The 19,097-nt window shown below is 71.3% G+C and carries 14 protein-coding genes; 10 read left to right on the forward strand and 4 right to left on the reverse strand.

Annotation, left to right across the window (positions count from 1 at the left end):
- Positions 1-3 precede the first annotated feature (3 nt).
- Entirely contained in the window at positions 4-1,839 is a 1,836-nt protein-coding gene (locus AB0C38_RS37210) for a glycoside hydrolase family 9 protein (protein WP_360682471.1), read from the reverse strand.
- Positions 1,840-1,959: 120 nt separating this feature from the next.
- On the opposite strand from AB0C38_RS37210, the gene AB0C38_RS37215 reads away from it, so the two are divergent.
- The 6 genes from AB0C38_RS37215 (at position 1,960) to AB0C38_RS37240 (ending at position 12,356) form a co-directional block, all read left to right on the forward strand.
- Positions 1,960-3,234 (forward strand): tetratricopeptide repeat protein, encoded by a 1,275-nt coding sequence (locus AB0C38_RS37215; protein WP_360682472.1) that lies wholly within the window; start codon positions 1,960-1,962, stop codon positions 3,232-3,234.
- Positions 3,235-3,500: 266 nt separating this feature from the next.
- A complete protein-coding gene (locus AB0C38_RS37220; protein WP_360682473.1) occupies positions 3,501-5,528 on the forward strand; it encodes a M4 family metallopeptidase in 2,028 nt (675 codons plus the stop codon).
- 74 nt (positions 5,529-5,602) lie between these two features.
- The gene (locus AB0C38_RS37225; protein WP_360682474.1) at positions 5,603-6,868 is read left to right on the forward strand and encodes a helix-turn-helix domain-containing protein; all 1,266 of its coding nucleotides are present in this window, start codon (positions 5,603-5,605) and stop codon (positions 6,866-6,868) included.
- Between the two features lie 333 nt (positions 6,869-7,201).
- Complete coding sequence (locus AB0C38_RS37230; protein ID WP_360682475.1) at positions 7,202-9,466, forward strand: M4 family metallopeptidase; 2,265 nt, start codon at positions 7,202-7,204, stop codon at positions 9,464-9,466.
- Between the two features lie 96 nt (positions 9,467-9,562).
- Entirely contained in the window at positions 9,563-11,167 is a 1,605-nt protein-coding gene (locus tag AB0C38_RS37235; protein ID WP_360682476.1) for a M28 family peptidase, read from the forward strand.
- 136 nt (positions 11,168-11,303) lie between these two features.
- On the forward strand, positions 11,304-12,356 hold the full coding sequence (locus tag AB0C38_RS37240) for a chitinase (protein ID WP_360682477.1): 1,053 nt from the start codon (positions 11,304-11,306) through the stop codon (positions 12,354-12,356).
- Here the strand turns inward: AB0C38_RS37240 and AB0C38_RS37245 are convergent.
- Complete coding sequence (locus tag AB0C38_RS37245) at positions 12,353-13,153, reverse strand: DUF3152 domain-containing protein (protein ID WP_360682478.1); 801 nt, start codon at positions 13,151-13,153, stop codon at positions 12,353-12,355. The two genes, AB0C38_RS37240 and AB0C38_RS37245, sit on opposite strands and share 4 nt — an antisense overlap.
- Before the next feature lie 219 nt (positions 13,154-13,372).
- Positions 13,373-14,443, reverse strand: coding sequence for a succinyl-diaminopimelate desuccinylase (dapE, locus tag AB0C38_RS37250; RefSeq protein ID WP_360682479.1), 1,071 nt, complete (start codon positions 14,441-14,443; stop codon positions 13,373-13,375).
- Positions 14,444-14,487: 44 nt separating this feature from the next.
- Between dapE and AB0C38_RS37255 the strand changes: the two genes are divergently transcribed.
- The 3 genes from AB0C38_RS37255 to AB0C38_RS37265 are packed head-to-tail and all read left to right on the forward strand — an operon-like array spanning position 14,488 to position 16,868.
- A complete protein-coding gene (locus AB0C38_RS37255) occupies positions 14,488-14,895 on the forward strand; it encodes a hypothetical protein (RefSeq protein ID WP_284748515.1) in 408 nt (135 codons plus the stop codon).
- 28 nt (positions 14,896-14,923) lie between these two features.
- Positions 14,924-15,907 (forward strand): 2,3,4,5-tetrahydropyridine-2,6-dicarboxylate N-succinyltransferase, encoded by a 984-nt coding sequence (gene dapD / locus AB0C38_RS37260; RefSeq protein ID WP_360682480.1) that lies wholly within the window; start codon positions 14,924-14,926, stop codon positions 15,905-15,907.
- A 28-nt stretch (positions 15,908-15,935) separates the two neighbouring features.
- A complete protein-coding gene (locus AB0C38_RS37265) occupies positions 15,936-16,868 on the forward strand; it encodes a CHAD domain-containing protein (RefSeq protein ID WP_360682481.1) in 933 nt (310 codons plus the stop codon).
- A 118-nt stretch (positions 16,869-16,986) separates the two neighbouring features.
- Here the strand turns inward: AB0C38_RS37265 and AB0C38_RS37270 are convergent, their stop codons facing one another.
- The gene (locus tag AB0C38_RS37270) at positions 16,987-18,399 is read right to left on the reverse strand and encodes an FAD-dependent monooxygenase (protein ID WP_360682482.1); all 1,413 of its coding nucleotides are present in this window, start codon (positions 18,397-18,399) and stop codon (positions 16,987-16,989) included.
- Positions 18,400-18,443: 44 nt separating this feature from the next.
- Here AB0C38_RS37270 and AB0C38_RS37275 point away from each other — a divergent pair, with 44 nt between their 5' ends.
- Positions 18,444-19,091, forward strand: coding sequence for a TetR/AcrR family transcriptional regulator (locus AB0C38_RS37275; protein ID WP_360682483.1), 648 nt, complete (start codon positions 18,444-18,446; stop codon positions 19,089-19,091).
- Positions 19,092-19,097: the final 6 nt, after the last annotated feature.

The raw sequence follows: 19,097 nt of genomic DNA on the forward strand, positions 1-19,097 counted from the left end.
ATGCTACGACCTGCCCGCCAGCGAAAATGCCAAGAGGGCGGTGGAGGTGAAGTCGATGGCGGGCTCGTTGCTGGGCCATGAACTCAGGTCGTCCGCGTAGCGACTTCCTTGCCCGTCGAAGGATTCATACGGACGGGTGCATTCCTTGGCGCCCGCGGGGAACGGCAGATCGGCGAAGTTGTCCGCGCCGTTCGGGCCGTTGACGACCGCGCCGTACAGCACTTTCGAAGGTCCGGCGAGGTTCGCGGCCTGGTGGTGCGGACATTGCGGGAACGTCGTGCCGGCGCCGACCACGAGCGACACTCCCCAGGCGTTCGCGCCGAGCGTGAAGTCACGCTGCTGCGTGCCGAAGGCCGCATAGCGGGTGTCTCCGGTGACGCGCTGGTAGAGCCGGGCGGTGGCCGCGAAGCCGAAGCTCTTGCTGGCGGCGTCGAAGTCGGTGACGTCGACGGCGGTCCGGAATGGACTCTTCTTCGCGGACTCGACTCCGGCGTCCAGCTGCCGCCGCAGGTCCTCGGCCAGCTCACGGACGCCGAGCGCGGCGCCGGGGACCCCGGTCCGCAGCAGGACGGCGAGGTCGGCGTGGGCGAGTGCGCTGGTGTCGTAGAGGTTCAACGTGCTCGTGTCGTCGCTGCCGATGTACGCCTTCGCCCACTTCGCCGCGTCGCGGGCCCAGCCGTTCGCACGCGGGTCTCCGAGCTTGCGGGCGGCCAGCGCGAGCTGCGTCGCGCCCAGTTCCAGGTCGTCCTCCCAGGACGACTCCGGGTAGTAGGCGTGCGGGAACGCGCTGACGAGCTCGCCGACGTCCGCCGTCTTGGCCTGGGCGAACACGGCCGCGGCCTCGCTCAGGTAGTGCCGGGCCAGGCGCGGGTCGCGGTGGGCCTGCACCTGCGCGCCGAGCGCGAAGGCGGCGGCGACTCGCCCGGCGAGGTTCGGGGAGAGCGGCGCGCCCGCGGGGGCCGCCGGGAACACCGGGCGGTACTTGACGAAGTAGGCGGGGTCGCCGGGTTTGACGTCGAGCGCGTCGTCGTCCTGCGGGCTGCGCCAGACGTCGTGGTCGCCGAGGAAGCCGAACTCCTCGCTGCCGGTGCCGATGCCGACCTGGGCGTAGAGGGTCTTCGTCCGGCCGTCCCACATCTTGTCGAGCCAGTCGAGGCCGAAGCGGACCTCCTTCGCCAGCACCGGGTCGGGGTCGTCACGCAGCACGAAACCCAGTTCGGCCAGCGAGTACGCCGTGTTGGAGGTGAACTTGACGAAGTCGCCCGCGTCGACCCAGCCGCCTTCGACGTCGACCGGGCCGCCCTGGGGCTTGAGCGGTTCGACGATTTCGTCGCCGCCCTCGCCGGCGAACTTCGGCTCGGCGTAGACGGTGGCCCGCTCGTCCGCGAGGTGCGAGGGCTTGCGGTCGAGACGGCCGGGGACGACGTCGTGGCCGTCGCGCTGGGCCTGGAAGAACTCGGTGGTGGCGCGTACGAGCGGGCGGAACAGCCTTCTCGCGGTGTCGATCCGGAACGGCGGCGACGTCGCGCCCGCGGCCTTGACGCGGTAGGTGCCCGGCCGGTCCACAGTAGACAGGTCGAGGTCGAACACCTTGGCGTACCTCGCGTTCCAGGATCCGAGACTTTCGCCGGTGCGGCCTTCCCGGACGGTGCGGCCGCGCTCGTCGACGACGGCGAACTTCCCCGGGGCGCCACCGAGCAGGTACGCGTGCTTCGCCTCGCCCAGCGCGTAGCCGACTTGGTCCACGCGCACCTCCGCCGGAGCGGCGGCCGCTTCGGCCGGGGTCGCGGCGAGCGGGACGGCGAGCGCGACCGCCGTCGCGAGGGGAAGCAGGCGCATGGTCGCCCTCCACTTTGTTAGGAAAGTTTCCTATTTAGCGCGAGAACGCTATCCCGGCGCGGGCGGGGCGTCAATATGTCCGTTTCCGCGACGACCGCGCCGATGACCTACCGTGGGGAGATGACCGAACCGCTCGGCGCGCGGATCCGGCGGTTGCGCACCGGCCGGGGCTGGACCCAGCGCGAGCTGGCGGAGCCGGGCTACGACCGCGGGTTCCTGGCGAAGGTCGAGACCGGCAGCCGGCCGCCGTCGGAGGAGATGCTGGCCTACCTGGCCGGACGGCTCGGCCTGACCGCCGACGACCTGCGGTTCGGCCGTCCCCCGGGCGTCGCCGACGAGCTGCGCACGTCCCTCGACGAGGGCTACCGCGACCTCGAACAGGGCCGGGTCGCTCTGGCGGAAGAACGGTTCGCCGCCGTCGGGAAGCAGGCCGCGGGCTACCGCCTCGACGACGTCGAGTGCTACGCGCGGTTCTGCCTCGCCGAGGTGAAGTGGCAGCTGTTCGACGTCGAAGGTGCACAGAAGGACCTGGAGCACGCTTCGGAACTGAGCGAAGCGGCGCCGCCGTGGCTGCGGGCGATGATCGTGCACCGCTGGTCGGGCTGCCGGTACCTGAGCGGCGACGCGGGTGCGGCGATCGCCCGCGTCGAATCGGCGCTGACTTCCCCGGATCTCGACCCCGATGCCGAGTTGTGCCTGCTCAGCGCGTTGATCCACCCGCTGATGGAGATGGGCGGGCTGCACCGGGCCCACCGCGCGGCGCTCGACGGCCTTCGGCTGGCCCGCGCGGCTTCGCGACCGGACTTCGTCGCGCGGTTCCACCGGCAGGCGTCGCAGGTGTGGCAGGCGACCGGGCAGTCCGAGCGGGCCGAGCAGGACCTGATCGAGGCGTGCCGCCTGTTCGCGTCGGTCGGCTTCGACCGCGACGCGGCCCGCTGCCGCTGGGCGCGCGGGTATCTGCTGCGCAGACTGGGCCGGCTGGACGAGGCACGCGCGGAACTGACGTCGGCCCGCGACCAGCTGGCGGCGATCGGCGCGGAGGAAGGCGTCGCGGGGGCGACCCTGGAACTGGCCGAGGTCCGGCTGCGCCAGGGGGCGCCCGCCGAGGCGGCCGCGCTCGTATCGGACGTCTGGCCGCTGCTGGCCCGCGACGTGGAGTCCCTGGGCGAGGCGACGGGCCTGCTGGGCCAGATCGCGCAGTCGCGCGGCGACCTTCCCGAGGCGACGCGCCTCCTGCGCGAAGCGGCGGAGATCCAGACCCGGGCGTCCCTGCACGGCGCGGCGGTCTCGACGTCCCTGCGCCTGGGTGACGTGCTCCGACAACGTGGTCATCTCGACGAGGCGATCAAGGCCTACCTGGACGGCCTCGACTCGGCAGCCACCCCCGACACCTGACACGGAGGGTCGACACGGCGGACCTGCGGGTGTGGTGGTCCGGGTTGCGGAAGTTTCCTACCAAAGTTGGTGAATTGGTTCAGACCAGTCAGCAACCGGCGTGTTTCCTGGGCTTTCCCGCGGAACGTCGTGATCTTCGAGGCCTTCCACTAGGCCGTTCGGCCCATTGACCGGCGGACGACCGGAACCTTTACTCGGACGCGTCCGGCTCAATAACACCAGTTATTCCGCCGGGCACACTCCCCGTGTCCCCGGAAAGGTTCCCCATGAGATCCCCACGAGGGCTGGCGGCGATCGCCGGCCTCGCCCTGACCTTCGCGGTGCCGGCGATCCCGGCCACCGCCACTCCCGGTACCCCCGCCGCCACCCCGCCCGAGGCGCTCGCCGCCCGCGCCGCCGACCAGGCCGCCCTCAGCGGCGCCGACCGGCTCGCCAAGGGCGCCGGGGAGGCCTTCGTCCGCACCGGCGTCACCCCGGGTGGCGGCGGGCTCTACTACGCCTCCTACCAGCGCACCTACCACGGCCTGCCGGTCGTCGGCGGGGACGCGGTCGTCGTCGCCGACGGGGCCGGGCGCGTCCGCGGCACCGAAGCCGCCAAGACCGCGCCGATCACCGTCGGAACCCAGGCCACGCTCAACGCCAGCCAGGCAACAAAGATCGCCACCGCCAAGGTGTCCACAGTAGACAGCGTCACCACCCCGAAGCTCGTCGTGCTCGCCGGAGACGCCCCGAAGCTCGCCTACGAGGTCGTCGTCTCCGGCCACACGAAGACCACCCCGACCAAGCTGCACGTCTTCGTCGACAGCGCGACCGGCGCCGTCCTCGATACCCGCGACGACGTGCGCGAAGCAGGCACCGGCAACTCCTACTACGCCGGGACCGTCTCGATCGACACGTCCGGCTCCGGCAGCTCGTACTCGATGACCGACCCGGCCCGCCGCGGCATCAGCTGCGGCCGCGAAGGCGGCTCGATCTTCACGAAGAGCACCAACACCTGGGGCACCGGCTCCGGCACCGACCTCGAGACCGGCTGCGTCGACACACTCTACAGCGTCCAGACGGAGTGGAAGATGCTCGGCGAGTGGCTGGGCCGCAACGGCATCGACGGCGCGGGCGGCGGCTTCCGCGCGAGCGTCGGCCTCAACGACGTCAACGCCTACTGGGACGGCTCCTCGACCCACTTCGGGCACTCTCAGGACAACCGCCGCCAGGCGACGCCGATGGACGTCGTCGGCCACGAGTTCGGGCACGCGATCTTCCAGACCACCCCGGGCGGCGCCGGCTCGGGCAACGAGAACGGCGGGCTCAACGAGTCCACCGGCGACATCTTCGGCGCGCTGACCGAGTACTACGCCAACAACCCGAAGGACACCCCGGACTTCACCGTCGGCGAGGGCGTCAACCTCGTCGGCCAGGGCCCGATCCGCTACATGTACAACCCGTCGCAGGTCGGCGACCCGAACTGCTACTCGGCGCAGATCCCGAGCACCGAGGTGCACGCCGCCGCGGGCCCGCAGAACCACTGGTTCTACCTGCTTTCCCAGGGCAGCAACGCCTCGCCGGCCAGCCCGACGTGCAACGGCTCCACCGTCACCGGCATCGGCATCCAGAAGGCCGGCAAGATCTTCTACAACGGACTGCTGAAGAAGACGTCGTCGTGGAACCACCGCACGGCCCGCAAGGCCACGCTCGAAGCCGCGATCGCGCTCTTCCCCGGCAGCTGCACCGAGTTCACCGCCACCAAGGCCGCGTGGGACGCGGTGAGCGTGCCCGCCGTCAGCGGTGAGCCGACCTGCAGCGGCCAGCCGCCGGCCGGCAACGACTACTCGCTGACGCTGTCGCCGACGTCCGCGTCCGTCCAACCGGGACAGACCGCGACCACCACGGTGACCACCCGGATCACCTCCGGCAACGCCCAGACCGTGGCGCTGCAGGCGACCGGCCTGCCCGAAGGCGCCAAGGCGACCTTCAGCCCGGCGAGCGTCCAGTCCGGCGGCACCTCGACGCTGACCATCACCACCTCGGCGACCACGCCGGAGGGCACCAGCCAGGTGACGGTCACCGGCGACGGCACCGACGCCGACCACACCGCGCAGTTCTCGCTCACCGTCGGCACCGGCACCCCGCCGACCGGCTGCGACGGGCTCGGCGAGTGGGACTCCGCGAAGGCCTACGTGCCCAACGACGTCGTCGGCCACAACGGTCACAAGTGGACGTCGCTGTGGTACTCGACCGGTGCCGAGCCCGGCGCGCCCACCTCGTGGGCCGTGTGGAGCGACGGCGGCGCCTGCTGATCACGGTCGCGCGGCGGCGGGCGACTCCCCCGCCGCCACGCGGCCTACCCTGAACCGGTGGAAAGGCGGGCTGAGTGAGCGACAGCGTCGGTGAACGCCTGCGTGAGCTGCGCACCGAGCGCGGGCTCACGCAGCGCGAACTGGCCGGGCCGCAGTACTCCGCGGCGTACGTGTCGTCGGTCGAGACCGGCGCGCGGACGCCGTCGGGCGACGCGCTGCGGTTCTTCGCCCAGCAGCTCGGCATCGACCCCGACGAGCTGCTCGGCGGCAGCTCACCCCGCGAGCTGCTGGAGCTGGACCTCGAGCTGATCGAGACGGCGGACCGGTTCCTGGCCGGCGACGCCCGCCGCGCGACCCCGCGGATGCAGCGGATCCGGCGCCGCGCCGAACGGCTGGACCGGCCGCGGCAGGCGGGCATCGCCCTGCTGTGGCTGGCCGGGTACTCCTCCGGCGACGTCCGCACGAAGTACGTCGCGGAGGCGGAGACGACGTTGTCGGGCGAGCCGCCACCGGTGCGGGCGATGGTCGTGCCCCTGCGCGCGGCGGTGCTGAGTGACTGGGGCGAGGCGCAGTATTCCTTGCACCTGCTGGAAACCGCGCACGCGGAGCTCCTGCGCGACGGCTACCCGCAGCCGTCGATGCTGCTGACGCTGCGGGCGTGCCTGGCCGAGCGGCACCTGCGTCAAGGCGACCTGGAGCGGGCCGCGGAGTACGCCGAGTCGGCGCTGCGGCTCACCCGGGGTGGCCCGGCGGTGCTGGCCGAGCTGACCCGCAGCCACGTCGAGGTGTGCCGCAGCCACCTGGCGGCGGACCGGTTCGCCGACGCCGCCGCGTCGGCCGCCGCGGCGTACGACCTGATGCAGGAACGGGCCCTGCACCCGGCGATGGCGCACTGCCTGCTGGCCAGGGCCCGGGTCCGCGGCCGCGCGGGCGACGTCGAGGGCGCGCTGGCCGACCTCGGCGCGGCGCGGGAGACGGCGTGGCCGGACGACGTCCCGGCGATCACGGTCGAGCTGGCCTCGGAGTACCTGGCGGCGGGCCGGCTGGAGACGGCGGGCGCACTGCTCGACCAGGTCCGCCCGGCCGTCGTGGCGGGCACGGCGCTGGCGGCGGAGCTCCGGTTGCAGCTCGGGTCGCTGGCCCGGGCGCGGGGTGACGCCCGGGGCGCGGCGGAGTACCTGCGGGCGGCGGTCGAGCTGGCCACCGGGCTCGGGGCGCGCGGAGTCCTGGTGCGGGCGCTACGGCCGTTGAGCGAGCTGCTCGGCGAAACCGGACGGCAGGCCGAAGCCGCGGACGTGCTGCGGAACGGGCTCATCGCGCTGGGCGCCGAAGCCGACTGACGCGGATTGATCCCGCTGCGACAACGTTTCCTGAGCAGTACTAACGATTCCCGTTGATCGAGATCTTCCGGCGTTCGGATGGTGTCCGGGACAGTCCCTACGAAAGTCGTTCCGGTGCGGAATGCGCGGTGAATCCCCTGCACGGGCGGGGTTTGTACGAATTGACCGCCGAATCCGGAACGCGGCGTTGGTCCGTTCGGCGCATTGACGCCCCGATGCCCTGATCCTTTACTCGGATGCGTCCGGACGCATACCTCCTGTTAGCACGCCGGACACGTCCCCCTTTTCCCCGCACCGCTCCCATCGTCCTGCCTTCGTGGAAGGAAGACCTCGATGACCCATCGTGGGTTCAGAACGGGCTTGGCGGCCGCCGCCGGGCTCGCCATGACACTCGCGCTGCCGGTAGCACCGGCCAGCGCGACACCGGCGGCCCAGCCCGCCGCACCGGACGTGGCCGCCGCCCGCGCCGCCGACCAGGCCGCCGCGAGCGGGCTCGACGCGCTCAAGCGCGGCCCCGCCGAATCGTTCCAACGCGTCGGCCTCACCGCCGGCGGCGGTGGCCTCTTCTACGGCGCCTACCAGCGGACCTACCAGGGCCTGCGGGTCGTGGGCGGGGACGCGGTCGTCGTCGCCGACGGGGCCGGGCGCGTCCACGGCACCAGCGCCGCCGAGACCGCGGCCATCACCGTCGGGACGCAGGCCGCCCTCGACGCCGCGAAGGCCGCGGCCACCGCGCGCGCTCAACTGGCCACTGTGGACAGTGTGAGCACGCCGGAGAAGGTCGTGCTGGCCGGGGCGAGCCCGAAGCTGGCCTACGAGGTCGTCGTCGCCGGGCGCACCGCCACGGCGCCGAGCAACCTGCACGTCTTCGTCGACGCCGCGACCGGCGCGATCCTCGACAAGCGGGACGACGTCAAGACGTTCGCTTCGGGCGTCAAGAGCCAGGCCCAGCCCAGCACGGTGAACGTCGCAGGCACGGGCAACAGCTACTACGTCGGCAACGTCTCCATCGACACGACGCAGTCCGGCAGCACCTACACGCTGCGCGACCCGGGCCGCACCGGCATCAGCTGCGGCCGTGAAGGCGGTTCCGTCTACAGCGGCACCGACAACGCGTGGGGCAACGGCTCCGGCACGGACCTCGAGACCGGCTGCGTCGACGTGCTCTTCAGCGTCCAGACCGAGTGGAAGATGCTCTCGGAGTGGCTGGGCCGCAACGGCATCAACGGCAGCGGCACCGGTTACCCCGCGAGCGTCGGCCTCAACGACGTCAACGCCTACTGGAACGGATCCTCGACCCACTTCGGGCACTCGCAGGACAACCAGCGCCAGGCCACCTCGATCGACGTCGTCGGCCACGAGTTCGGCCACGGCATCTTCCAGTTCACCCCGGGCGGTGCCGGTTCCGGCAACGAGAACGGCGGCATGAACGAGTCGACCGGCGACATCTTCGGCGCGCTGACCGAGGCGTACGCGAACAACGCCAAGGACACGCCGGACTACGAGGTCGGCGAGGGCGTCAACCTGGTCGGCCAGGGCCCGATCCGCTACATGTACCAGCCGTCGAAGGTCGGCGACCCGAACTGCTACTCGTCGTCGATCCCGAGCACCGAGGTGCACGCCGCGGCCGGCCCGCAGAACCACTGGTTCTACCTCCTCGCCGAGGGCTCGAACCCGGGTGGCGGCAAGCCGGCCAGCCCGACCTGCAACAGCTCGACCGTCACCGGCATCGGCATCCAGAAGGCCGGCAAGATCTTCTACAACGGCCTGCTGAAGAAGACCTCGTCGTGGAACCACAAGGCCGCCCGCAAGGCGACCCTCGAAGCCGCGATCGCCCTCTACCCGGGCAGCTGCACCGAGTACAACGCCACCAAGGCCGCGTGGGACGCCATCTCCGTCACCACGGTCAGCGGTGAGCCCACCTCGTGCAGCGGCGGCGGGCCGGACTTCTCCGTCGCGCTGAACCCGGCTTCGGGTTCCGTGCAGCCGGGTGGCTCGACCACCACGACCGTCAGCACCGCGATCACCTCCGGCGCGGCGCAGTCGATCACGCTGTCCGCTTCGGGCCTGCCCGCCGGCGCGACCGCGTCGTTCAGCCCGGCGACCGTCCAGTCGGGCGGCTCCTCGACGCTGACCATCGCGACCACGTCGTCGACCCCGACCGGCAGCTTCCCGATCACCGTCACCGCCGACGGGGCCAGCACGGACCACACGGCGTCGTACTCGCTCACCGTCGGTACCACCGGATCGTGCGCGCCGGTGACCAACTCGACCCGCTTGAACATCCCGGACTACCCGGCGAGCGCGGTCAGCAGCACCAGCACCGTCAGCGGCTGCGCGCGCAACGCGTCCAACGCCACCAAGGTCGAGGTGCACATCACCCACACCTACAGCGGTGACCTGGTCCTCGACCTGGTCGCGCCGGACGGCACCGCCTACCGGCTGAAGAACTCCAGCAGCAGCTCGACGCCGAACATCAACACCACCTACACCGTGAACGCTTCTTCGGAAGCCGGGAACGGCGCGTGGCAGCTCCGCATCCGAGACGTCGGCCCCGCCGACACCGGTTACCTGTCCTCCTGGACGTTGACCGTCTAGTCCCAAATCCGTGAAGGACTCCTTACCGGCCTCAAGAGCCGGTAAGGAGTCCTTCACGGCGGTTCTCCCCAACCCCCACCGAAGGAAATCACCGCCATGAAGTGGAAGACCAGACTCGGCGCCGGGGTCACCGCCCTCGCCGCCGTTTTGGGCGTCGTCAGTGCGCCCGCGGCTACAGCTGCGCCGGCCACAGCGCTCGCCGCGCCGGACATCTCGCTGGCCAACATCAAGACCCACCTCAACCAGCTGCAGACCATCGCCAACAACAACGGCGGGACGCGTTCGCCGCGCGGCGCAGGTTACGCGGCTTCCGTGACCTACGTGGAAAACCTGCTCAAGAACGCCGGGTACACCACGACGCGGCAGACGTGCACCAGCTGCATCGGGCAGTCGCAGAACCTGATCGCGGAGTGGCCGCAGGGTGACGCCAGCCAGGTCATCATGCTGGGCGCGCACCTCGACAGCGTGAGCGCCGGCCCCGGCATCAACGACAACGGCTCCGGCAGCGCGTCGATCCTCGAGACCGCGCTGACGCTGGCCCGCACCAACCCGGCGATGGCCAAGCGCGTCCGCTTCGGCTGGTGGGCCGACGAAGAGTCCGGCCTGGTCGGCTCCAAGTACTACGTGAACAACCTGCCGAGCAGCGAGCGCACGAAGATCAAGACCTACCTCAACTTCGACATGATCGGCTCCAAGAACTGGGGCTACTTCGTCTACGACGACGTCGCTTCGGTCAAGGCGATCTTCGACGAATACTTCTCCTCGATCGGCATCCAGACCGAGGGCGACAGCGAAGGCGACGGCCGGTCCGACCACGCGTCCTTCAAGAGCGCGGGCATCCCGGTCGGCGGCCTGGCCACCGGCGCCGGCGACATCAAGAGCTCTTCGCAGGCCCAGAAGTGGGGCGGCACCGCGGGTGCGGCGTTCGACAACTGCTACCACCGCGCGTGCGACACGACGTCGAACATCCCGGACACCCCGCTGGAGAAGAACTCCGACGCGATCGGGTACGCGCTCTGGAAGCTGGCCGTCGCCACGACGCAGGGCAACGACTTCTCGGTGAACCTGAACCCGACCGCCGGGACCGTCCAACCCGGACAGTCGCTGCAGGTCGCGGTGAGCACCGCGACGACGTCCGGCAGCGCGCAGTCCATCTCGCTGTCGGCTTCGGGCCTGCCCTCGGGCGCGACGGCGTCGTTCAGCCCGGCCACCGTCCAGTCGGGCGGCTCCTCGACGTTGACCATCGCGACCACGTCGTCGACTCCGACCGGCACCTTCCCGATCACCGTGACGGCCGACGGCGCGAGCGTCGACCACACCGCGTCGTTCTCGCTCGGTGTCGGCACTTCGTCGTGCGCGCCGGTGACCAACGGGACCCGGCTGACCATCCCGGACTACCCGGGTGCCGCGGTGAACAGCACCGCGACCGTCGGCGGCTGCGCGCGCAGCGCGTCCAACGCCACCAAGGTCGAGGTGCACATCACCCACACCTACCGCGGTGACCTGGTCCTCGACCTCGTCGCCCCGGACGGCACGGCGTACCGGCTGAAGAACTCCAGCAGCGACTCGACGCCGAACCTCGACACCACCTACACCGTCAACGCTTCTTCGGAGGCCGCGAACGGTGCGTGGCAGCTGCGGCTGCGTGACGTCGGCCCGGCCGACACCGGTTACCTGTCCTCCTGGACGCTGACCGTCTGAGCCGCGACCGGGGGCGCTCCTCGCCGGAGCGCCCCCGGTTGTCTAGACCACCCGTTCGTAGGTAGTCAGTGCTTTCCCCGGGTCCCTATCGTGGACGGACACGCCGCGTTCGCCCTCAACGACGATGGGAGCCGGTATGTCCGGTCGCAGAACCCGCTTGTTCGGAACCCTTCTGGCTGCGGTGCTGGCCGTCCCGCTGCTCGTGTCGGCCCCCGCGCAGGGGGCGGTGCCGGCCGACACGTGCGCGGTGAAATCCCGGCCCGCCGGCAAGGTCCTCCAGGGCTACTGGGAGAACTGGGACGGCGCCGCCAACGGCGTCCACCCGGGGATGGGCTGGGTACCCATCACCGACAGCCGCATGGCCCAGCACGGCTACAACGTCATCAACGCCGCCTTCCCGGTGATCCGGTCCGACGGGACCGTGCTGTGGGAGAACGGGATGGACGCCGGCGTCAAGGTGTCCACGCCCACCGAGATGTGCGCGGCGAAGGCCGCGGGGGCGACGCTCCTGATGTCGATCGGCGGCGCGGCCGCTGGTATAGACCTGTCATCCAGCGCCGTGGCCGACAAGTTCGTCGCAACGGTCGTGCCGATCCTGAAGGCATACAACTTCGACGGGATCGACATCGACATCGAGACCGGCCTCACCGGCAGCGGCAACATCAAGACGCTGTCGGCGTCGCAGTCCAACCTGATCCGGATCATCGACGGCGTGCTCGCGCAGATGCCGTCGAACTTCGGGCTGACGATGGCGCCGGAGACCGCGTACGTCACCGGCGGCAGCATCACCTACGGCTCGATCTGGGGCGCGTACCTGCCGATCATCAAGAAGTACGCCGACAACGGCCGGCTGTGGTGGCTGAACATGCAGTACTACAACGGCTCGATGTACGGCTGCTCCGGCGATTCGTACCAGGCCGGGACGGTGCAGGGCTTCACGGTCCAGACGCAGTGCCTGAACCAGGGCCTGGTCGTGCAGGGCACGACGATCCGCGTGCCGTACGACAAGCAGGTCCCGGGCTTGCCGGCCCAGCCCGGCGCCGGTGGCGGCTACATGGCGACGAGCCTGGTTTCCCAGGCGTGGCGGTCGGTTCCGGGGCTGAAGGGCCTGATGGACTGGTCGATCAACTGGGACGGCTCGAAGGGCTGGACGTTCGGCGACAACGTCAAGTCGTTGCAGGGCCGCTAGGAGTCGCCGGCCGGGATCGGGTCGTCGTACTCGCCCGACGGGCCCGCGTACTCGCGGCCGTTCGGGAACGGCCAGGGGTTCGGGACGCAGCCGTGCAGCCCGAGCGTCTGCTGCTCCATCACCGGCGCCGGCCGGCCCGCGCCCGGGCACAGCTCGTGGCCGTGGCCGAGCCGGTGCCCGGTCTCGTGGGTGACCATGTACTGGCGGTAGACGTCCAGTGAGGCGCCGTAGTTCGGGACGGCGTTGGCCCACCGGGCGACGTTGAGCACGACGTTGCTGCCGTTGCGGCAGGACGTGTAGCTGTCCGGGGTGCCGCCGCACAGCTTGTCGCGGCTGGCGGGCGTCGCCAGGTAGATCGTGAAGTCGGCGCTGTCCTCGGGCCCGACCTGCTGCAGCCGCCACTCGCCACCGCCGGTCCAGCCGCGCGGGTCGCCGAGGATGCCGCGGATGCTCTTGGCGAACGCGGCCGGCCCGACGCCGTCGATGTCGGTCTCGAGCGCGATCCGGTAGCGCATCAGGCGGCCCTGGGTGCCGGCGACCTCGTCGCTGCCGGGGGTGAACATCCACTGGCCGGAGCCGGTGCGCGGGAACGTGACGGCGACCTCGACGGGCGCGGACTGGGTGACGGGCTCGCGCGCTTCGGGTGGCGGCGGCAGCGAGGTGGCGTCCCCGATGGCGGTGACGATCGGACCGGCGGCCGGCGCGGCGACGGGCTGCTGCTCACAGGCGGTCAGAGCACCGATGACCGCCAGGGCGAGCACGGCGACGGCCGCGGCCCGTCTCGCGGTTTTCGGCATGGGTCCTCCCGAACATGCGGCTTCACCAGGGAATACGGCTCCCGCCGGGGAAAAGTTGCACGCTCCGGCCACCGGTATCGCGCACCAGGGTGTCATCGCAGCTCACCAGGCGCGAGTGTGACGGTCGCCACTGCGCCCCAATGTGGCCTTGGTTGCGTTCAACGCACCCAAGGGGCCCTTCGGTGCGTTGAGCGCACCGAAGGCCACATTGGGGCGCTCTCAGCTCAGGAACTTGCGCAGGACCTCGGTCACCTGGCGGATCTCCGCCGTGTGGAGGTTCTCCTGCTTCGTGTGCGCCAGCGTCGGGTTGCCCGGGCCGAAGTTCACCGCCGGCATCCCCAGCGCCGCGAAGCGCGCCACGTCCGTCCAACCCAGCTTCGCCGCCGCGCGACCGCCCGCCGCCGCCACCAGCTCGGCCGCCGCCGGGGCCGACAAGCCCGGCAGTGCTCCCGGTGAAAGGTCCACAACGGACAGTTCGTAGCCGTCGAACACCTCGCGCAGGTGACGCTCGGCGGCCGCCGGGTCTCGGTCCGGCGCGAAGCGGTGGTTCACCGTCAGCACCGCCGCGTCCGGGACCACGTTGCCCGCCACGCCACCGCTGATCGACGTCGCCTGCAGGCCTTCGCGGTAGGTGAGCCCGTCGATGTCGACGACCCGCGGCGCGTACTCCGCCAGCCGCCGCAGGGGCTCGGCCAGCGCGTGGATCGCGTTCTCCCCCATCCACGCCCGCGCGGTGTGCGCGCGCTTGCCGGAAAGCCGCAGCTCGACGCGCATCGTGCCCTGGCAGCCGGCCTCGATCACGCCGTTCGACGGCTCGCCGACGATCGCCAGGTCGCCCGCCAGCCACTCCGGCTGCTCGCGCTCGATCCGCCCGAGGCCGTTCTTGACCGCTTCGACCTCTTCGTTGTCGTAGAAGACGAAGGTGATGTCGTGCTTCGGCTCCGGCAGCGTCGCCGCGAGGTGCAGGAACACCGCGTCGCCGCTCTTCATGTCGACCGTGCCGAGCCCGTGCAGGATCTCGTCGGCGCCGGAGCCTTCGCGCCGGGAAGGCAGGTTGCCGTTCTCCGGCACGGTGTCCAGGTGCCCGGCGAGCACGACCCGCGACGCGCGGCCGAGGTTCGTGCGCGCGAGGACCGCGTCGCCGTTGCGGATCACCTCGAGGTGCGGTGCCTGCTTCTCCAGCGCGTCCTGCACCAGCGTCGCCAGCTCGGCCTCGCTGCCGGAGACGCTGAAGACGTCCACGAGCGCGGCGGTCAGGTCGACGGGGTCGGCGTGCAGGTCGAGGCTCATGCCCGGCACGCTACCGTGGGGGTGTGCGTAGGTTCCCGGTCGCCGTGGGCGGCGCGTTGCTGGTCCTGGTTCTGTCCGGCTGCGGCAACGAAGCGGGCCCGACCCCCAAGCAGGGCGGCGAGCCTGGGCCGGACGCGCTCCCGACGAAGCTGGACGCGCTGACCGCCGACCAGTGCTTCGCGAGCCCGCGCACCCAGCTGCCTAAGGGCTGCGAGAAGTACGTCACGGAGGTCGCCAACGTGCCGGGCACGGCCCGCAAGCGCGCGGACGACCGCGACCCGCAGCTGGTCGCCGAAGCCGACAAGCTGGACACGGCCGTCAAGGCGTTCCGCAGCGCCGGATGCACGACCGTGCCCGACGCGGGAGGCCCCTGCACGCAGGCGCTGGTCGACGTCGCCGCTGCCCTTTCCGGCCTGAAGAAGCAGGTCGACGCCCGGCCCACGACGGGTTGATCCAGCTCACTCGACTACCGTGTGGGCCGTGAGCGAGCAGAGCCCGAACCCCGAAACGACCGGCGCCAGCGGCGTCGGGCTGGCCACCGTCGCGACCGACGGGACGGTCCTCGACACCTGGTACCCGCAGCCGAAGCTGACCGACGGCGGCACCGCCGGCACGGAACGCCTCGGCGCCGACGAGGCCAAGGAGCTGCTCGGCGAGGCCGCCGCGGCGCTGCTCGGCCCGGACACCGACCGCGGGGTCGAGGTCGTCGCCGTCCGCACCACGATCGGCAAGCTCGCCGACGCGCCGGCCGACACGCACGACATCTACCTGCGGCTGCACCTGCTCTCGCACCGGCTGGTCCGCCCGCACGGCCAGAACATCGACGGCATCTTCGGCCTGCTCGCGAACGTCGTGTGGACCAACCACGGCCCGTGCCCGGTCGAGGGCTTCGAGACGACGCGGCTGCGGCTGCGCTCGCGCGGCGCGGTGACCGTCTACAGCGTCGACAAGTTCCCGCGGATGGTCGACTACGTCCTGCCCGCCGGCGTCCGGATCGGCGACGCGGATCGCGTCCGGCTCGGCGCGCACCTGGCGGCCGGCACGACGGTGATGCACGAGGGCTTCGTGAACTTCAACGCCGGCACGCTCGGCGCGTCGATGGTCGAAGGCCGGATCTCGGCCGGCGTGGTCGTCGGCGACGGCTCGGACGTCGGCGGCGGCGCGTCGATCATGGGCACGCTCTCGGGCGGTGGCAAGGAGACGATCTCGCTGGGCGAGCGCTGCCTGATCGGCGCGAACGGCGGCGTCGGGATCTCCCTGGGCGACGACTCGGTCGTCGAGGCCGGCCTGTACGTCACGGCGGGGACGAAGGTCGTCGTCGACGGCAAGGTCGTCAAGGCCCGCGAGCTCAACGGCGTCTCGGGCGCGGTCTTCCGCCGCAACTCGGGCACCGGCGCGGTCGAGGTCGTGCCGCGGACGGGGTCCGGTGTCGAGCTGAACTCGATCCTGCACGCCAACGATTGAGCGACGGAATTCACTTACCATTCATGGGGTGACCACCGAATCGTTGCCTCGGACCCCGGCCGAACTGGGCTTGCCGGAGCTCCCGGTCGAGGCGAGGCCGGCGGATCCGGCGGTCCACCACGTGCGCGCCAAGCTCGACCGGGAGATCCGCGCCCTGCTCGCGTACGAGCCCGGCACGCGCTCGGGCGCCGACCCCGAGGACCTGCACCAGATGCGCGTCGCCCTGCGGCGGATGCGCAGTGTGCTGAAGCTGTCCGGCGCGCTGGTCGGGGACGGCGCCGAGCCGGTGCGCGCGGAGCTGGGCTGGCTCGGCCAGTCACTCGGCGAGGTGCGCGACCACGACGTCCTGATCGGGCACCTGCGCGAGGTCATCGCCGACTTCGAGGTCCGCGACCAGGCCCCCGGGCGCCGGCTCGTGTCCTTGTTCGTCACCGAGCGCGCCGGGGCGAAGCGGCGGCTGATCCGGGCCCTGTCCAGCGCGCGCTACTCGACGCTGCTGCGCGAGGTCAGCCTGCTGACCCGGGACCGTTCGGTGGCGGCGACGGAAGAGCAGCATGACCTGGTCGCCGGGCTGGCGAAGCCGCACCGCAAGCTCGCCAAGGCCGTCCGCGCGCTGCCCGCCGACCCGCCGGACGACGACCTGCACGCCCTGCGCATCCACGGCAAGAAGCTGCGCTACGCCGCCGAGCTGGCCCAGACGTCGGCGAAGAAGAAGCGGGCCAAGCGGATCAAGAAGCTGATCAAAGCGACCCGGGACTTCCAGACCGTGCTCGGCGACCACCAGGACGCGGTGATCGCGGCCGAGCGGATGCGCACGGTGCTGGAGACGGCGGACGGCGAGGTCGGCTTCGTCGCCGGCCGGATCGCCGAGCGCGAGCTGGCCCGCCGCGCCGAGGCCCGCGCGACCTGGCGCACCTCCTGGGCAGCGGTCGACGACGCCGCCCAAGCCCTGCACGCCTGACTCGCTCGCTCGCTCGCCCGCCGGGAGGTCGGAGCTGCCGCCGCCGAAGCCCGGACGTCATGAACGACTCGTTCATCGCGTCCGACGCCCTGAAAGAGTCGTTCATGGCATGTCCTGATCAGTCGACCGACCAGACGTACCCATCCGGCCGGATGAGCACCGTCCGGCCGCCCTGAGCCTCGTAGGCCGCGTACGCGTGGCCGCCGTCGTCGACCAGGTCCGGGCCCGTCGCGACGCTGCCCGCGGGCAGGATCCGGTAACCGTTCTCGCCCACCGGGCCGTCGCCGAAGACCAGCCGTGTCGCGTGCGGTCCGCGGAACAGCTCGAACAGCCGGACGCGCTTGCCGTTCGCGTCGACCAGCGGTGAGTCCGGGGCGCGGTCGCCGGGGCGCAGCGCGCCGGTGCCGGCCGGGGACAGCGGGCCGCCGCGGTAACTGATGTCCAGCTGCTGGGTCTCCTCGCCGCGCTTGTGCGCGTCCTCGTCGCCGTCGGCGTACTTCTGCATCAGCTCCGTCGAGATCCCCAGCACCCGGGCCGCGTTGGTCCGGCGCTCGATCTCGTAGCTGTCGAGCAGCTCGGGTGAGCCGTCCGCGAGCTTCCAGCCCAGGTTGTAGCCGTCCTGGACGCCGGTGTTTAGGCCCTGGCCGCCGGTCGGCGGGTGGACGTGCGCGGAGTCGCCGGCCAGGAAGACCCGGCCGTCGCGGAACCGCGCCGCCAGCCGGACGTTCGGCCGCCACACCGTCGACCAGGCCAGGTCGGACAGCGTGATCCCGCCGCCGGTGAGCGCGTCGAGCCGGGCCTGGATGGCGGGCAGCGCCGTCTCCACCTCGAGGTCGCCGTCGCCGAGCGGCGAGCCGAACTGGAACCACGGCGTACCCGGCAGCGGGCTGAACATCATGCCGCGCATCGGGTCGTCCGACGCGCCGAACCAGTGCCCGAAGCCGCGGTCGAGGCCCTCGGCGTGGACGTCGCCGAGCAGCATCCGGATCGAGTCGTCGGTGGTGCCCTCGAACGCGATCCCCAGCGTCTTGCGCACGACGCTCTTGCCGCCGTCGGCGCCGACCAGGTACTCGGCGCGGACGGTCTCGCCGGTGCTCAGCGTGGCCGTGACGCCGTCGGCTTCCGGCTCGAAGCCGGTCAGCGCGGTCGCGAGCTCGACGTGGACGCCGAACTCGGCGAGCCGGTCGCGCAGGATGCCCTCGGTCTGCGACTGGCCGAGGAACCAGCCGGTCGGGTACGGCTTGTCCGGCGTCGGCTCGACCGGGTCGAACATCATCCGCTCGCCGACCACCTCGCCGCCGACGTGGATCTGCATCGGCACCGGCGCGGCCCCCGCGGCCAACACCGCGTCGAGCACGCCGAGGTCCTCGAAGACCTCCAGGGTGCGCGGCTGGAGCCCGTCGCCGCGCGAGCCCATGAAGAACGTCTCCGCCTTGTCGATGATCCGCACGGCGACGTCGCGCCGCGCCAGCTCGATGGCCAGCGTCAGCCCGGTCGGTCCCGCCCCCGCGATCAGCACCCGTGTGTCCATCTCGTCCTCCCAGTGAATTGAAATTCAGTGAATCTGGATTCAGAATGACACTGCTAGCGTCCGGAGTCAAGGAGGTGGCGGTGAACCGCAAGGAGAAGGCCGCGGAGACGGAGACCGCGCTGAAGGCGGCGGCCCGGCGCGTGTTCGCGCGGAAGGGCTACCTGAACACGAAGATCACGGACATCACCGCCGAGGCGGGCCGCGCCGCGGGGTCGTTCTACAACCACTTCGCGGGCAAGGAAGAGCTGCTCGAAGCGCTCCTGGCCGACCTGGCGACGTCAGGCGACGAAAGCGCGCTGAGCGAGGGCCACCTCTCGGACTTCAGCGACCCGGCGGCGGTGCGCTGGCACGTGGCCCAGTACTGGGACTTCTACAAGGAGCACGCGTCGACGATGCAGGCGCTGCGCCAGGCGGCGATGGTGAACGACGCGTTCGCCCGGACGCTGGCGAGCTTCGGCGCGAGCCAGGCGGCGGACCTCTACGGCCACTTGGCCCACGTCACGGCGGCCGGGATGCGGCTGCCGGCGAGCACGGAGATGTCGATCTCGATGATGTACCAGCTGGTCGACAGCTTCGCGCAGATGTGGCTGCTCGACCCGGTACCGACCGGGTGGACCCCACCGACCGACGAGGAAGCGATCGAGGCGCTCACCCGGTTCGTCTACCGGGGCTTCACCGGCCGGGATTACTGACCGCGT

The organism is Amycolatopsis sp. NPDC048633 (assembly GCF_040650695.1).
GTDB lineage: Bacteria > Actinomycetota > Actinomycetes > Mycobacteriales > Pseudonocardiaceae > Amycolatopsis.

Coding starts and splice junctions, on each gene's coding strand:
- AB0C38_RS37210 (WP_360682471.1), bottom strand. CDS start 1,839: ATGCGCCTGCTTCCCCTCGCGACGGCGGTCGCGCTCGCCGTCCCGCTC.
- AB0C38_RS37215 (WP_360682472.1), top strand. CDS start 1,960: ATGACCGAACCGCTCGGCGCGCGGATCCGGCGGTTGCGCACCGGCCGG.
- AB0C38_RS37220 (WP_360682473.1), top strand. CDS start 3,501: ATGAGATCCCCACGAGGGCTGGCGGCGATCGCCGGCCTCGCCCTGACC.
- AB0C38_RS37230 (WP_360682475.1), top strand. CDS start 7,202: ATGACCCATCGTGGGTTCAGAACGGGCTTGGCGGCCGCCGCCGGGCTC.
- AB0C38_RS37235 (WP_360682476.1), top strand. CDS start 9,563: ATGAAGTGGAAGACCAGACTCGGCGCCGGGGTCACCGCCCTCGCCGCC.
- AB0C38_RS37240 (WP_360682477.1), top strand. CDS start 11,304: ATGTCCGGTCGCAGAACCCGCTTGTTCGGAACCCTTCTGGCTGCGGTG.
- AB0C38_RS37245 (WP_360682478.1), bottom strand. CDS start 13,153: ATGCCGAAAACCGCGAGACGGGCCGCGGCCGTCGCCGTGCTCGCCCTG.
- dapE (WP_360682479.1), bottom strand. CDS start 14,443: ATGAGCCTCGACCTGCACGCCGACCCCGTCGACCTGACCGCCGCGCTC.
- AB0C38_RS37270 (WP_360682482.1), bottom strand. CDS start 18,399: ATGGACACACGGGTGCTGATCGCGGGGGCGGGACCGACCGGGCTGACG.
- AB0C38_RS37275 (WP_360682483.1), top strand. CDS start 18,444: ATGACACTGCTAGCGTCCGGAGTCAAGGAGGTGGCGGTGAACCGCAAG.